Raw genomic sequence first — 14,573 nt, 5'->3', positions numbered from 1 at the left:
CGGGGTAGGTCTATTTGTCCTAACAAGGCTTTCAGAAAAGGGCGACGGCCGGTCTCCCGGCCGTTTTGGTGGAGCCGAGCGGATTCGAACCGCTGACCCCCTGCTTGCAAGGCAGGTGCTCTCCCTCTGAGCTACGGCCCCACGGGGCTCCGCACGCATTCTAGAGGTCGGGCTGGGCCCCGTCAAACCCGCGGCGCCGCGGGCTTCCCAATCGGCGGGTCAGCGTCTATAATCGTTGAGGCGTGTTCGCGGGCGCGGCGGCGGCAGGAGGGCGTCCGCTCCCCAAAGGCCCCGCGAACCAAGCCCAACGCCCACCTCAACGCCCTCCGGAAGAGGAGCACGATGGCCTGTAACATCAGCATCAAGGAACTGTTGGAAGCCGGGGTCCACTTCGGTCACGAGACCAAACGCTGGAACCCCAAGATGAAGCGTTTCATCTACGCGGAGCGCAACGGCATCTTCATCATCGACCTGCAGAAGACGCTCGTGCAGATGCAGGCGGCCTGCGGCTACGTGGAGGACCTGGCCGCCCGCGGCGGCGTGATCCTGTACGTGGGCACCAAGAAGCAGGCGCAGGAGATCGTGCAGATCGAGGCCGACCGCGTGGGCATGCCCTACGTCAACCAGCGCTGGCTGGGCGGGATGCTGACGAACTTCAAGACGATCAGCGCCCGGGTAAAGCGCCTGGAAGAGCTCGAGCAGCTCTTCGACTCCGAGGACATCAACGAGCGCCCCAAGAAGGAGCAGGTGCGCCTGCAGCACGAACTCGATCGCCTGCGCAAGTACCTGGGCGGTTTCCGCCGCCTCAGCCGGCTGCCTGACGCCCTCTACGTCGTCGACCCCACCAAGGAGGCCATCGCCGTGGCCGAGGCGCGCAAGCTGGGCATCCCCATCGTGGCGCTGGCCGACACCGACAGCGATCCCGACCTGATCGACCACATCATCCCCGGCAACGACGACGCCATCCGCTCGATCCAGCTCGTCACCAGCCGCCTGACCGACGTGGTCATCGAGGCCCGCGGCGGCGGCGAGGAAACCGCGGAGGCCGAGGCCGAGGCGGCCGAGGCGCCCGCGGCCAGCGAGACCGAAACCGAGGAGGCCAAGGAATGAGCCAGCTCGAACTGATCAAGAAGCTGCGCGCCGCCACCGGCGCGGGCATGATGGACGTCAAGAAGGCGCTCGAAGAAGCCGACTGGGACGCCGACAAGGCGATCCAGATCCTGCGCGAGAAGGGCGCGGTCAAGGCCGCCAAGAAGGCCGACCGCGAGGCCAGCGAGGGCATCGTCACCGACTACATCCACCACAACAAGCGCGTCGGGGTGCTGCTCGAGCTCAACTGCGAGACCGACTTCGTGGCCCGCACCGACGACTTCCAGCAGCTGGGCAAGGACATCGCCATGCACATCGCCATGGCCGCGCCCAAGTACGTGAGCGTGGACGAGGTGCCGGCCGAGGAGCTGGAAAAGGAGAAGGAGATCTACCGCCAGGCGGCGCTCAACGAGGGCAAGCCCGAGAACATCGCCGAGAAGATCGCCGAGGGGCGCATCAAGAAATACCTGCAGGAGGTCGTCCTCCTGGAGCAGCCCTTCGTCAAGGACGACAAGATCACCGTGGCCGAGCTGATCCAGCAGGCCATCGGCAAGATCGGCGAAAACATCAAGGTGCGCCGTTTCTGCCGCTTCGAGCTCGGCGCCTGAACGCCCCGAGGGCGACGCCCCCGCGAAGTTCGCGGGGGCGCTTTGCTGCCATCCGGTATGCTCGGAAATGGAGGGCACGTTGAATTACAAACGCGTACTGCTCAAGCTTTCGGGGGAGTTCCTCGCCGCCGACGACGGCCGCGGCTACTCGGCCGAGGCCACCCAGAGCCTCGCCGCCGAGATCGCCCGCGCCCACGCCACCGGCGTGGAGATGGGGATCGTCGTGGGGGCCGGCAACCTCTGGCGCGGCACCCGTCAGGGGATGGGGATGGACCGCGCCACCGCCGACTACATCGGGATGCTGGCCACGGTCATGAACGCCCTGGCCCTGCAGGACGCGCTCGAGCGCGAGGGGCTGGAGACCCGCGTGCAGACGGCCTTGACGATCACCGAGGTCGCCGAACCCTACATCCGCCGCCGGGCGCTGCGCCACCTGGAAAAGGGGCGGGTCGTCATCTTCGGCGGCGGCACCGGCAACCCCTTCTTCTCCACCGACACCGCCGCCGCCCTGCGCGGGCTCGAGATCGGCGCCGACGCGGTGCTGATGGCTAAGAACAAGGTCGACGGCGTCTACGACGACGACCCCCGCAAGAACCCGAACGCCCGCAAGTTCGACGAGCTCACCTACCTCGACCTGCTCGCCAAGGGCCTGCAGGTCATGGACGCGACCGCGGTGAGCCTCTGCATGGAGGGCAAGCTGCCCATCGTCGTCTTCGACATCTTCCAGCCGGGCGCCCTCGTCGGTATCATTCAAGGGGAACGCATCGGGACTATAATTCACGAATAGGAACCGGAGGTGGCGCATGTTCAAACCGCTGTTCAAGGAAACCCGCGAACACATGCAGAAGACGCTCGAGGTCTTCGAGTCCAACCTGGCGACGCTGCGCACCGGCCGCGCCAACCCGGCGCTACTCGAGCACATCAAGGTGGACTACTACGGCTCCATGATGCCGCTCAATCAGTTGGCCAGCATCTCGGCGCCCGACGCGCGCACGCTGGTCGTGCAGGCCTGGGACCAGAACGCGCTGCCCCTGATCGAAAAGGCCATCCGCGACTCCGACCTCGGCCTCAACCCCAACAACCAGGGCGACACCCTCTTCATCAACATCCCCGCGCTCACCGCGGAACGGCGCAAGGAGATCGTCAAGGCCGCGCACAACTACGCCGAAGAGGCGCGCGTGGCCGTGCGCAACATCCGGCGTGACGCGCTGCACCGCATCAAGAAGATGAGCGAAGAAGAGCACCTCCCGGAGGACGACGTCAAGCGCGCCGAGAAAGAGGTCCAGGAGCTCACCGACGAGTTCATCGAGAAGATCAACGCCGAGCTGGAGGCCAAGGAAAAGGAAATCCTCAGCGAATGAGCCTCCCCCGCCACGTGGCCATCATCATGGACGGCAACGGCCGCTGGGCCGAGGCCCGCGGCCTCCCCCGCTACCGCGGCCACCTGGCGGGCCACGGCGCCATCCGCGAGGCCGTGAGCGGTGCGCTCGAAGCCGGCGTCGAGTGGCTCACCCTCTTCGCCTTCTCCACGGAGAACTGGCGGCGCCCCTCGAGCGAGGTCCGGGCGCTTTTCGAACTCTTCGAGAGCGTGCTGCGCGAGGAGACGCCCGAGCTCGTGGAGCGCGGGGTGCGCATCCACATCATCGGCGACCGCCTTCACCTGCCCGACAGCCTGCGCGCGGCCATCGAAGCCGCCGAGCGGGCCTCGGCGAACGCGGACCGCCTGCACCTCGTCGGCGCCCTCAACTACGGAGGCCGCCAGGAAATCGTCCGCGCCGCCGCGCAGCTGGCCGCCCTCGGGGAGCCGATCACCGAGGCCAGCCTGCGCGCGGCCTTCTACCTGCCGGAGATGCCGGATCCGGACCTGATCATCCGCACCAGCGGCGAGATGCGCCTCTCGAACTTTTTCCTCTGGCAGAGCGCGTACAGCGAGATCTGGGTCACCGAGACGCTCTGGCCCGACTTTACGAAGGAGGAGTTTGCCCACGCCATCCGAGCCTACCAAACCCGCAGGCGACGCTTCGGCGGAGTCCCTCAAGGATAGAACCCTCTCCGGCGCGGTCGCGCTGGTGGTGCTCTTCCTCATCCTTTGGGTCGGGTTGCCGCTCATCGGCCCCGCGCTCGTCCTCGCCCTCTGGATCGGCACCGGCGAGCTCGCCCAGATGTTCGCGCGCAGGTCGGTGCGGCTGAACCTGTGGGTGCTGCGCCTCGGCGGTTTGCTGCTGCTCACGGCCTCGCTGCCGGCGCTCTACGAGCAGAACCCGGGCGTGCCCTGGCGCGAGGTCGCCCTCGGCCTCGTCCTCTTCGCGGCCTTCATCTACGAGCTCTTCGCCGGGGCCAACATTCCCCGGCTGGCGTTCAGCGTCCTGGCCCTGCTCTACCTGCCCTGGACCCTCGGCTACTTCCTGCTCCTGCGCTACTCCCCCGACGCCACCCTGGGGCTGGTCACCCTCTCGCTGCCGCTCGTCGCGACCTTCGCCACCGACGTGGGCGCCTACTTCGTAGGGCGCACGATCGGACGCACCAAGCTGGCGCCGACCGTCAGCCCCAACAAGACGGTGGAGGGTTTCGTCGGCGGTCTGGTGGCCGCCTTCCTGGCGCTGTTCACCTACACCTGGCTCATCCAGGGCGCCTTCCCCTTCGGGCGCGGCGAGCTGCTGGTCTTCGCGGTGCTGCTCAGCTTCGCCGCCCAGCTGGGCGACCTCACCGAATCGATGCTCAAGCGCTACACCGGCGTCAAGGACTCGGGCCAGTTCCTTCCCGGCCACGGGGGGCTGCTCGACCGCCTGGACAGCTTGATCTTCAGCGTCCCCCTCACGTACTATCTGCTGGTGATCTTTACATGAGCGAACCCCTGCGCGTCGTCGTTCTCGGCTCCACCGGCTCCATCGGTACCCAGACCCTGGACGTCGTGCGCTGGCGTGGCTGGAAGGTCGTCGGACTGGCCGCGGGAAGGAACCGTGCGCTGCTGGCCGAGCAGGTGCGGGCCTTCCGCCCCGAGGTCGTCTACGCCGCCGGCGGCGTGCCCGAGCTGCCGCCCGGAGTGCGCGCCGCCGCCTCGGCGGCCGAGGTCGCGGCGTGGGACGCCGACGTCGTCGTCGCCGCCATTCCCGGACTCGCCGGGCTCGAACCCGTGCGCGCCGCCGTGCGCGCCGGCCGCCGCGTGGCCCTGGCCAACAAGGAAAGCATGGTCGCGGCGGGTCCGCTGCTTCAGGAAGAGGCCCGCAAGTACGGGGCCGCCTTCGTTCCCGTCGACTCAGAGCACTCCGCGCTGTTCCAGGCCCTCGCGGGCGAGCGGCCCGAGGACGTGGCCGAACTGGTCCTCACGGCTTCGGGCGGCCCGTTCCGCGAAGGACCGGAGGACCTGAGCGGCGTCACCCCCGAGGAGGCGCTCCGCCATCCGCGCTGGTCGATGGGCCCCAAGGTCACCATCGACTCGGCCACCCTGATGAACAAGGGGCTCGAGGTGCTCGAGGCGCACGCCCTCTTCGGAACGGAGCTGGAACGCATCAAGGTCGTCGTCCACCCCCAGTCGTACGTGCACTCGCTGGTGCGCTTCGTCGACGGCCAGATCAAGGCGGTCCTGGGGCCCACCGACATGCGCCTCGCGATCCAGTACGCCCTCACCTACCCCGAACGCGCCCCCACCCCCCGGGCCGCGGAGCCGTTGCCGCCGCGGCTCGACTTCGAACCCCCGGACCTGCAGCGCTTCCCCGCCCTCGAACTGGCCTACCGCGCCGGCGCTCAGGGGGGGCTGGCCCCCACCGTGCTCAACGCCGCCAACGAGGTCGCGGTCGAGGCCTTTCTCTCGGGCCGGCTCGGCTTCACCGGCATCGCCCGGGTCGTCGAGTCCGTTCTAGGCAAAACCCCGCCCGACCCGTTAACCTGGGAGAACCTCTACGCGGCCGACGCCTGGGCGCGCGCAGAGGCGGAGGAGCAGCTTTGAACACGGCCGTCGTTCTGATCCTCATCCTTGGGGTTTCGATCTTCATCCACGAGCTGGGGCACTACCTGGCCGCCCGTCTCCAGGGTGTCCGCGTCCCGGCGTTTTCCATCGGCTTCGGCCCGCCGCTGCTGCGGATGCGCTGGGCCGGCACCGAGTGGCGGCTCTCGCTGATCCCGCTGGGCGGTTACGCCGAGATCGAGGGCATGGCCCCCGACTTCACCCCGGAGGGGAAGCCCATCCCGCCTCGTCACGGATTCGCGGGCCTGGCCCTGCCGGGCAAGGTGCTGATCCTGGTGGGCGGCGTGATCATGAACCTCCTGCTCGCCTGGTTCCTGATGGCCTGGGTGTACACCGCCCAGGGCATCCCCAAGCCCGTGGAAACCCACGCCCAGGTGATCTCGGTCGTCGAAGGCAGCCTCGCCCAGGAGATCGGGTTGCGGCCGGGCGACCTGATCGTCGCCATCGACGGTCGGCCGCTGCAGCACTACACCGACCTGAACGAGGTCAAGAGCCGCACCGGCCCCCACACCCTGACCGTCGAACGGCAAGGGAAGACAATCGAGATCCGCTTCGTCTGGGACGGCACGCGCGACAAGCTGGGGGTGCGGTACGGTCCCGAGGTGGTCTACGAGCGCCCCGGCTTCGTACGCGCCTTCGTGACCGCAGTGGACACCTCGCTGCGCTTCCTCCCGGAGATGCTGCGCAGCTTCACCCGCGGCCTCGCGGGGCTGCTCGTCGGCAGCCCCAGCAACGAGCTCGTGGGTCCGGTCGGCATCGTCAACCTCGCCGGAGAGGCCGCCAAGGCCGGCCTCATGGCCGTGGTGCAGCTCGCGGCGCTGATCAACCTTTCCCTCGCGGTCTTCAACCTGCTGCCGATCCCCGGCCTCGACGGCGGGCGGCTGCTGCTCGTCTTCCTCAACGCCGTCTCGGGCGGGCGCATCCGGCCCGAGCACGAGGCGCTGATCAACTTCATCGGCTTCGTCTTCCTGATCCTGCTCATGGTGCTCGTCACCTTCCAGGACGTGCAACGCCTCTTCGGGAGTTAGCCGTGTCCGAACCGCTGGCGACCGTGTTGATCCCCGCCTACAACGAGGAGGCGACGATCGCGCAGGTCGTCGAGGCGGTCAAGCCCGCGGGCTTCCCGGTCGTCGTGGTGGACGACGGCTCCAGCGACCGCACCGCCGAGCGGGCGGCCGCCGCGGGGGCCCGGGTGGTGCGCCTGCCGGTCAACCGCGGCAAGGGCGGCGCCTACGCCGCGGGGCTGGCCGAGGTCGTCAGCCCCTACGTCATCCTCCTGGACGCCGACCTGACGGGGCTCAAGCCCGAGCACCTGCGCGTTCTCCTCGACCCGCTGCTCGAGGGCGAGGCCGACATGACCGTGGGCGTCTTTCGCGGGGGGCGCTGGCTGAGCGACATCGGCAACCGCATCACCCCCCAGCTCTCCGGCCAGCGCGCCCTGGCGCGCGACCGCTTGCGCGAACTCCCCGGCCTCGCGCAGGCCCGTTACGACGTGGAGCTGAAGCTGACCCGCTACGCCCGCAGCCGGGGGTGGCGCGTGCGCTACGTCCCCCTCGAGGGCGTCGGGCAGAGGCTCAAGGAGGAGAAGCGCGGCCTGCTTGCCGGGCTGGCGCACCGGCTGCGGATGTACCTGCAGATCCTCCGCTACGCCCTGCGCCCTAAGGCTTGAAGTCCTGCAGGTCGATCTGCCCGCCGTCCTGGGTGGCGTAGCGCACGATGCCGATTCCCGGAACGAAGTACATGTCGACGACGTTCGCCCCCCCGCCCTCGGCGGTCATCGACGAACGGATGACGAAGGCGTTGTAGCGGCCCGCGGGCACCTCGACCCCTTCGATCCGCAGCACCTTGTTGACCACGACGAGGGTCGAGCCGCGGAAGGTCACCCGGCTGCTCCAGGCGAGCCCGACGCGCAGCGGGGCCGGCGGGTAGAGCTGGATGGCGGGGTCGTAGGCCTGCACGCCCGCGCCAAAGTCAACCCCCAGGAGCCAGACCCCGTCCTCGCCGTAGCGGAGGAAGTCGGTGTAGCGCACCGCGCCGCCGTAGCTGTGGGTGAGCACCCAGACCTCCTGGCCGGAGACCTGGCGGGTCTCGCTGAGCTCCTGGGTCTCCCCCGAGGTGTAGAGCCAGCGCATGCCGACCTTGTGCGGGTAGTAGTTGGGCGCCGCGGCGAAGGCGGAAGCGAGGGAGAGGAGCAGCCCGAGTACGGCGGCGCGCGTCATTCTTCCTCCCCGAGTTCGTGCCCGCGGCGCGTCGCGGCCTCGACCGCGCGAACGAGGGCGTGCCGCACCCGCCCCTCTTCCAGGGCCGCCACGCCGTGGATCGTGGTGCCTCCGGGGCTGGCCACCTCGTCTTTGATGACCGCGGGGTGCTTGAGGCGCATCAGCTCGCCGGTGGCCACCAGCACGTCCGCGGCGAAGGAGAGCGCCTCGCCGCGGGGGATGCCCATCTTGACCCCGCCGTCGGCGAGCGCCTCGGCGACGATGGCCAGGTAGGCGGGCGCGGAAGCGGCCATGCCGGTGAAGGCGTCGAAAAGCCTTTCGGGGAGGGTGTAGGCGTCGCCCACGGTCTTGAAAAGGCGGACCGCGAACTCCAGGTCCCCGACCTCCTGGGCCTCCTTGGGCGCGGTCAGCGCGGTGGTGCTCTTGCGGATGGTGGCGGCCAGGTTGGGCATGGCCCGCACGACGCGGCGGGTGCCGAGGCGGCGGGCCAGCACCGCAGTGGAAACCCCCGCCATGATGCTCAGGTAGCCCACCTGGGGGTGCGCGATGCGCTCGGCGATCTCGGGGAACTGCTTGGGCTGCACCGCGATCAGCACGCGTTCGGCGCTGGCCAGGTCGCCGTTCTCGAGCGGCGCGATGCCGTAGAGGGCGGCGAGTTCGCGGGTGCGCTCCGGCCCCCGGTCGATGACCCCGATCTGCTCGGGGCTGAGAAATTCGGCGGCGAGGACTCCTTCGAGGATGCTGCGGCCCATCTTGCCCAGGCCGACGAAGACCAACTTCATGCCCCCAAGTCTAGCATGCTTGACGCTCCCATCGGGGTTTGTTACGCTTGAGGTCGGCATGGAGAGGTGCCCGAGTGGCTGAAGGGGCACGCCTGGAGAGCGTGTGTACGGGCAACCGTACCGCGGGTTCGAATCCCGCCCTCTCCGCCAGACCGAGCCCGCCTAGGCGGGCTCTTCGACCGCTTTGACCATCGCCTCCGCCCAGGTTTCCAGGTAGCCGAAGAACCCCGGCCCGAAGTGCGCCAGTTCGTCGCCGCGGGTCGCGACCCAGGGCCGGCCGCGCCAGCCGCGGGCCTCCAGCTTCTGCTCCACCGCCCGCAGCTGGGCCTCGCGGTTCTGGATGCGTTTGGGTTCGAAGACGAGGAGGTCGGGGGCGCGCTCCAGCACGGCGCCGATCTCGGGCTCGAAGTAGGCCTCGGGGCGGTCGCCGAAGACGTTGACCGCCCCCAGGTGGGCCAACGCGGCGCTCATGAACGCGGCGCGGCCGATCGTGATCGGGCCACCGAGGTCGTACTCCAAGTAGACCCGCAACCCGCGCAGCCTCCCGGCCAGCGCCCCGTAGCGTGCCGCCAGGGCGCCGGCGAGCTCGGCGGCGGCCTCCGCAAGTCCGAGGAACGCGCCCAGGGTCGCCAGGTTTTCGAGGATTCCCCAGGGGCTGTTGGGCAGGGGCAGCGGCCAGACGGGGTAACCGCGTTCGTGAAGCGCCCGCGTAGTCTCCCCTTGCACCGCCGTCGTGGTGAAGACGAGGTCGGGACGAAGCTCGTGAAGCAGTTCCCAGCGTATTTTCGTATAGCTGGATACGACGGGAAGACGGGCCGCGGCGTCCGGGCGCCAGCAGAAGGCGCTCCTCCCCACCAGCCGCTCCCCGGCGCCAAGGGCGAACAACGCCTCGGTAACGTTCGGGGCCAGGCTGACGATCCGCCGAGGATCGTCGGGAAGCTCCAAGACCCCCAACGCATCATGCCGAACCTTCACGCACCACCTCCGCGTACCAGCGCCGCACCTGCGCACGCAGCGCGTCGAGGTCGCCGTCGTTGACGATCACCCAGTCGGCCCGGCGCACCTTCTCCGCCTGGGGAAGTTGCGCGGCGTCGCGGGCGCGAAACTCTTCGAGCGACAGCCCCGACCGCTCGGCCACGCGCCGCGCCCGCAGCTCGTCCGGGGCGGCGACGACGAGAACGCCGTCGGGCGCGGGGTTCCAGCCGGTTTCGAAGAGCAGCGGCAGCTCGAGCACGACCAGCGCGGGCGGGGTTTCGCGCTGCGCCAGCCGCTCGAGCCGCTGCAGGACGGCCCGCCTCACCCACGGATGGATCATGGCCTCGAGCCGCCGGCGGGCGGCCGGGTCCGCGAAGACCTTCTGCGCCAGCCTGCGGTCGTCGGGGCGCCCTTCGGCGCACGCGTCGGGGAAGGCGCGGCAGATCTCCGGAGCCAGCGCCGCGCGCGCCTCGCGGGCGAGCTCGTCGGCGTAGATCACCTCGGCCCCCAGCCGCTCGAGCTCGTGCGCGACCGTGGTCTTGCCGCTGCCGATGTTGCCGGTGAGGCCGACGACCTTCACGGGACTATACTACCCTCGTGGTCCGGGTGATCGGTCGCGTGCGCCTGCCCGAGCTGCCCTGCTGGCCCGAGGGCGGATGGCTCGTGGGTGGGGCGGTGCGCGACCTCTGGTGGGGGCTCGAGCCGCGCGACTTCGACTTCACCGCCGCGGATCCCGCGGCGGCCGCGCGGGCCTGCGCCGCCGCCAGCGGCGGCGCAGTCTTCTGCCTGGACGCCCGGCGCGGCCACTGGCGGGTGCGGGCGGGCGGGCGGAGCTACGACTTCACCCCCGCCCCGCAGCGCCTCGAGGAAGACCTGCTGCGGCGCGACTACACCGTCGACGCCCTGGCCGCGAACCGCCGCGGGGCCGTCCTGGCCCCTGCAACCGCGCGCCACGACCTGGAGCGACGGATTCTGCGAACGCCGTCGCCCGCCGTGCTGGAATCCGATCCCCTCCGCCCCCTTCGCGGGGCCCGCCTCGCGGTGACCCACGCCCTGCGCCCCGAAGCCCGTACCCTCGGCTGGATCCGGGCGCTCGCGCAGCGGCAGCGTTTCGGGCGCCGGCCCGCCTGGGAACGCACCCGCGACGAGCTGGACCGGATCCTGATGCACCCTCGGGCCGCCTGGGGCTTTCACCTGCTCTGGCGCTGGGGGCTGGCCGACGCCTACCTGCCCGAGTGGACCTCGGGCGCGGGGGTCGAGCAACGGGGCTATCACCACCTGGACGTCCTCCGCCACGAGCTGGAGGCCCTCCATCAGCTGCTCCGGCGGTTTCCCGGAGCCGGTCGCGAGCTGCGCTGGGCCGCGCTGCTCCACGACGTCGCCAAACCGCTGGTGCGCCGTTGGGATCCGGAACGCGGCTACTACCGCTTCTTCCACCACGACGAGGACGGCGCCGCCCTGGCGGCGACGCTTCTGCGGCGCCTGCGCTACGGCCGGGCGGTCGTCGCCGCGGTCCGGCGGCTCGTCGCGCGCCACATGCAGGTCCCTCCGTCCCCGCCGCGCGCCCGGCGCCGTTGGCTGTTGCGCCACCGGGACCTGCTGCCCGACCTCGTCATGCTGCAGATCGCCGACCGTGCGGCGACGCGCGGCCCGCGATCCGGCAACGTGGAGGCGCGGCTGCGGCCCCTTTACGAAGCGCTGCAGGAGGCCCGCGAGGCCGTGCGCGCGGGCGAGCCCGAACCCCTGCTCGGCGGCGAAGAGGTCATGGCCCTGCTGGGCCTCGAACCGGGCCCCGTGGTGGGCCGGGCGCTCCAGGCCCTGCGCGAAGCTCAGTGGCTGGGCACGGTGCAGCGGCGTGAAGAAGCGGTGCGTTTCGTAGAATGGTGGTATGCAACCGAAACTGCGCGAACTGGACGTTCAGGAGACTCCTGAGGGCCTCGCCCTCACCGATCCTCTGGGCCTTTCGGAACAGGTGCTGATCCTCAGCCCCGAGGCCTACTACATCGCCACCCTGTTCGACGGTACGCGCAGCCTCGAAGACGTCCAGGCGCTGCTGCTGCGCGAGCACGGATCGGTCGTGCCGCGGGAAAAGCTCGAGGAGCTGCTGGCGGCCCTGGAGAAGGCCCGTTTCCTCGAAGACCCCCGGCTGCGCGAACTCGCCGAGGAACGGTTGCGGAGCTACCTGCGGGAGCCGCGCCCCATGGCGCTGGCCGACCGCAGCTACCCCCGCGACCCGGAGGCGTTCCGCAGCTACGTCGAAACCCTGCGCGCGCTCCGCGTCGGCGAAGTCGCGGCCGCGGCCGGAGGGCTGGTGATGCCCCACCTGGAACCGGCGCGGGTCCCCGAACTCTACGGCGCGGCGGTCGAGTCCATGCGCCGCACACCGCCCCCGGCCCGGGCCGTCGTCCTGGGCGTGGCCCACCGGGGCCTCAGCGAGGTCGCGGCCGCCTGGGGCACGCCGCTGGAAACCCCGCTCGGGCCGCTGCCCGTCGACCTGGAGGCCTTGCAAGCCCTGGACGCGCTGCTGCCCTTCGAGCTCTTCAACACCCCCCTCGCCTTCCGCGAGGAGCATTCGATCGAGTTCCCGGCGGTCTTCCTTAAGGCGGCCTGGAGCGACGACGCGCCGCGGATCCTTCCCCTGATCGTCAGCGGCGATCCGGAACGCAAGGCCGAACTCGACGAGCTGGCGCAGGCGCTCGCGCTGCTCGCCGAACGCTACCCGCTCTGGCCCCTGGCCAGCGTGGACCTCTCGCACGTGGGGGCCCGCTTCGGCCATCCGCCCCTCGACCGCGAAAGGGTGACGCAGGCGCGCACCGTCGACCGGCGCTACCTCGAGCTCGTGGCCGCAGGATCGTTCGAGGCCGCCTGGGCGTCGCTGATTCCCGCCGGCAACTCCACCTACGTCGACGCCTACGCCGCGGTGCACGCGGGGCACCGGCTCTTCGCCGGCCGCGGCGTCGTTCTGGGGTACGCGCTCTCGCCCGAGGTGCCCACCCTGAGCGCGGTGGGAGCGGGGGTCGTCGCCTTTTCAGCCGACGCTTGAACCGGGTTCGACGTCCTTGTCGGGCATGAGCAGCGCCAGCTCGCCGTCCGCCCCTTCGGCGGCGAGCAGCATGCCGTGGGAAACCACGCCGCGCAGTTTGCGCGGCTTCAGGTTGGCGAGCAGGACGACCCGCCGCCCCACCAGCTCCTCGGGGCGGTAATGCCCCGCCAGGCCGCCGACGACGGTGCGCTCTTCGCCTCCGACGTCGAGGCGAAGCACGAGCAGGCGGTCGGCGTTGGGGTGCTTCTCCGCGCCCACGACCTTGGCCACCCGCAGGTCGAGCTTGGCGAAGTCGTCGTAGGCGATCGGCGGCGCCTCTTCCTTTTCGGGCGGTTGCGCGTCGCCGGTGGTGCGCCGCTGCTCGACCTTGGGAAAGAGGATCGGCGCCTCCACCGGCAGGAGGTGGCCGTCGGGCAGCCCTCCCCAACGCTCCACGTCGGCCACGCGCAACGGACCCAGGCCCAAGGCGGCGCGCAGCTCGGCCATCTTCACCGGCATCGCCGGCTCCAGCAAGACCGAGGCGACGCGCATGCCCTCCACCGCGGTGTAGAGCACGCGGTCGAGCTCCTCGGCGTCCGCGATCTTCCAGGGGGCGCGCTCGTTGATGTAGCGGTTGAGGCTCCGGACGAACTGCAGCACCTCCTCGAGCGCCTGGTTGAAGCGCAGCTCGCCGACCAGCCCGCGCACCTTGGGAACCAGGGCCTCCGCGGCCTCGACGACCTCGTGCTCCGCCGCGCCCGGCTGCTGGAAGCGCAGCCGCCCCTGACGGTATTTCAGCACCATCGTGCGCACCCGCTGCAGCAAGTTGCCGAGGTCGTTGGCGAGGTCGGCGTTGTAGCGCTCCACCAGCCCCGCTTCGCTGACCGCACCGTCGAGGCCGTAGGGGGTTTCCTTCAGAAGGTAGTACCGCACCGCGTCGGGGCCGTATTTCCTGGCCCATTCGAAGGGATCGATGACGTTGCCGAGGCTCTTGGACATCTTGCGTCCGTCCGCGAGCAGGTGCCCGCCGACGTTGAGGTGCCGGTACACCGCGACGTCGCCCGCCTTCAGCATCGTCGGCCAGAAGACCGCGTGGGTCTTGAGGATGTCCTTGCCGATCATGTGCTGGGCCGCGGGCCAGTACTTCTGGAAGCGCTCGCCGTCGGGGTAGCCGAGGGCGGAGATGTAGTTGAGCAGAGCGTCGAACCAGACGTAGGTGACGTGGTCGGGGTCCCAGGGCAGCTCGATGCCCCAGCTGACGCGGCTCTTGGGGCGCGAGATGGAGAGGTCGCCGATCGGCTCGGAGAGGATCGCGAGCACCTCGTTGCGGTAGCGCTCGGGGCGGACGAAACCGGGGTGCTTCTGGATGTGGCCGCGCAGCCAGGTGCGGTACTTCTCCATCTTGAAGAAGTAGTTGCCCTCGCGCCGCGGCTCCGGCTCCACCCCGTGGTCGGGGCACTTGCCGTCGACCAGCTCTTTTTCCGTCAGGAAGCGCTCGCAGCCCACGCAGTAGAGGCCTTCGTACTCGCCGTAGTAGATGTCCCCGCGGTCGTAGATCTCCTGCAGGTAGCGCTGCACCACCTTCTTGTGGCGCGGCTCGGTGGTCCGGATGAAGTCGTCGTAGGATATGTGAAGGACTTCCCAGGCTTTCTTGAACTCCTCGGCGACCTCGTCTACGAACTGCTGGGGCGGCTTGCCGGCGCGCTCGGCGGCCTGGGCGATCTTCTCCCCGTGCTCGTCGGTGCCGGTCAGGAAGAAGGTGTCGTAGCCGTCGAGCCGGTGCCAGCGCGCCAGGAAGTCGGCGTTGATCGTCGTGTAGGCGTGGCCGATATGCGGCCGCGCGTTGACGTAGTAGATGGGCGTGGTGACGTAGAAGGTCTTCTTCACGCGGTCCTACCCCCTCCAGGGCATCGT

16 protein-coding genes and 2 tRNA genes are annotated in these 14,573 nt (G+C 70.0%); 12 read left to right on the top strand and 6 right to left on the bottom strand.

Going from position 1 to position 14,573, the window contains the following annotated elements:
• Positions 1–66 precede the first annotated feature (66 nt).
• A tRNA-Ala gene (locus tag OCEPR_RS05520) sits at positions 67–141 on the bottom strand.
• A gap of 201 nt (positions 142–342) precedes the next feature.
• Between OCEPR_RS05520 and rpsB the strand changes: the two genes are divergently transcribed.
• From rpsB to OCEPR_RS05475, 9 genes are all read left to right on the top strand, one after another.
• Positions 343–1,110 (top strand): 30S ribosomal protein S2, encoded by a 768-nt coding sequence (gene rpsB, locus OCEPR_RS05515; protein WP_013457723.1) that lies wholly within the window; start codon positions 343–345, stop codon positions 1,108–1,110.
• Complete coding sequence (gene tsf / locus OCEPR_RS05510) at positions 1,107–1,697, top strand: translation elongation factor Ts (RefSeq protein ID WP_013457722.1); 591 nt, start codon at positions 1,107–1,109, stop codon at positions 1,695–1,697. The genes rpsB and tsf overlap by 4 nt, the downstream gene beginning before the upstream one ends.
• A 79-nt stretch (positions 1,698–1,776) precedes the next feature.
• Positions 1,777–2,484: a UMP kinase gene (pyrH, locus tag OCEPR_RS05505; RefSeq protein ID WP_013457721.1), complete on the top strand. Its 708-nt coding sequence runs from the start codon at positions 1,777–1,779 to the stop codon at positions 2,482–2,484.
• A 16-nt stretch (positions 2,485–2,500) separates the two neighbouring features.
• Positions 2,501–3,058 (top strand): ribosome recycling factor, encoded by a 558-nt coding sequence (gene frr, locus OCEPR_RS05500; protein WP_013457720.1) that lies wholly within the window; start codon positions 2,501–2,503, stop codon positions 3,056–3,058.
• Complete coding sequence (gene uppS, locus OCEPR_RS05495) at positions 3,055–3,741, top strand: polyprenyl diphosphate synthase (protein WP_013457719.1); 687 nt, start codon at positions 3,055–3,057, stop codon at positions 3,739–3,741. The genes frr and uppS overlap by 4 nt, the downstream gene beginning before the upstream one ends.
• A 25-nt stretch (positions 3,742–3,766) precedes the next feature.
• Positions 3,767–4,543 carry a phosphatidate cytidylyltransferase gene (locus OCEPR_RS05490; protein ID WP_013457718.1) on the top strand — a complete coding sequence of 259 codons (777 nt, stop codon included), beginning with the start codon at positions 3,767–3,769 and terminating at the stop codon, positions 4,541–4,543.
• Positions 4,540–5,643, top strand: a complete 1,104-nt coding sequence (dxr, locus tag OCEPR_RS05485; protein WP_013457717.1) for a 1-deoxy-D-xylulose-5-phosphate reductoisomerase — start codon at positions 4,540–4,542, stop codon at positions 5,641–5,643. Before OCEPR_RS05490 ends, dxr begins: the two co-directional genes overlap by 4 nt.
• Positions 5,640–6,689, top strand: coding sequence for a M50 family metallopeptidase (locus tag OCEPR_RS05480; protein ID WP_013457716.1), 1,050 nt, complete (start codon positions 5,640–5,642; stop codon positions 6,687–6,689). The genes dxr and OCEPR_RS05480 overlap by 4 nt, the downstream gene beginning before the upstream one ends.
• Before the next feature lie 2 nt (positions 6,690–6,691).
• Positions 6,692–7,330 (top strand): glycosyltransferase family 2 protein, encoded by a 639-nt coding sequence (locus OCEPR_RS05475; RefSeq protein WP_013457715.1) that lies wholly within the window; start codon positions 6,692–6,694, stop codon positions 7,328–7,330.
• Here the strand turns inward: OCEPR_RS05475 and OCEPR_RS05470 are convergent.
• Together OCEPR_RS05470 and proC are read right to left on the bottom strand one after the other, a co-directional pair.
• On the bottom strand, positions 7,320–7,880 hold the full coding sequence (locus OCEPR_RS05470; RefSeq protein ID WP_013457714.1) for a hypothetical protein: 561 nt from the start codon (positions 7,878–7,880) through the stop codon (positions 7,320–7,322). The two genes, OCEPR_RS05475 and OCEPR_RS05470, sit on opposite strands and share 11 nt — an antisense overlap.
• Positions 7,877–8,662, bottom strand: coding sequence for a pyrroline-5-carboxylate reductase (proC, locus tag OCEPR_RS05465; protein WP_013457713.1), 786 nt, complete (start codon positions 8,660–8,662; stop codon positions 7,877–7,879). Before proC ends, OCEPR_RS05470 begins: the two co-directional genes overlap by 4 nt.
• A 60-nt stretch (positions 8,663–8,722) precedes the next feature.
• On the opposite strand from proC, the gene OCEPR_RS05460 reads away from it, so the two are divergent.
• A tRNA-Ser gene (locus tag OCEPR_RS05460) sits at positions 8,723–8,812 on the top strand.
• Between the two features lie 12 nt (positions 8,813–8,824).
• Here the strand turns inward: OCEPR_RS05460 and OCEPR_RS05455 are convergent.
• Together OCEPR_RS05455 and coaE are read right to left on the bottom strand one after the other, a co-directional pair.
• Positions 8,825–9,637: a helical backbone metal receptor gene (locus OCEPR_RS05455; RefSeq protein ID WP_013457712.1), complete on the bottom strand. Its 813-nt coding sequence runs from the start codon at positions 9,635–9,637 to the stop codon at positions 8,825–8,827.
• The gene (gene coaE, locus OCEPR_RS05450; protein ID WP_013457711.1) at positions 9,621–10,217 is read right to left on the bottom strand and encodes a dephospho-CoA kinase; all 597 of its coding nucleotides are present in this window, start codon (positions 10,215–10,217) and stop codon (positions 9,621–9,623) included. Before coaE ends, OCEPR_RS05455 begins: the two co-directional genes overlap by 17 nt.
• A gap of 17 nt (positions 10,218–10,234) precedes the next feature.
• On the opposite strand from coaE, the gene OCEPR_RS05445 reads away from it, so the two are divergent.
• Complete coding sequence (locus OCEPR_RS05445) at positions 10,235–11,569, top strand: HD domain-containing protein (protein ID WP_013457710.1); 1,335 nt, start codon at positions 10,235–10,237, stop codon at positions 11,567–11,569.
• Positions 11,526–12,680: an AmmeMemoRadiSam system protein B gene (gene amrB, locus OCEPR_RS05440; RefSeq protein ID WP_013457709.1), complete on the top strand. Its 1,155-nt coding sequence runs from the start codon at positions 11,526–11,528 to the stop codon at positions 12,678–12,680. The genes OCEPR_RS05445 and amrB overlap by 44 nt, the downstream gene beginning before the upstream one ends.
• Here amrB and metG read toward each other — a convergent pair.
• On the bottom strand, positions 12,666–14,546 hold the full coding sequence (gene metG, locus OCEPR_RS05435) for a methionine--tRNA ligase (protein WP_013457708.1): 1,881 nt from the start codon (positions 14,544–14,546) through the stop codon (positions 12,666–12,668). The two genes, amrB and metG, sit on opposite strands and share 15 nt — an antisense overlap.
• Positions 14,547–14,573 lie beyond the last annotated feature (27 nt).

Source organism: Oceanithermus profundus DSM 14977 (assembly GCF_000183745.1).
Lineage (GTDB): Bacteria > Deinococcota > Deinococci > Deinococcales > Marinithermaceae > Oceanithermus > Oceanithermus profundus.
The sequence above is the reverse complement of the archived record's forward strand: the minus strand, read 5'-3'. Positions and strand labels throughout refer to the sequence as shown.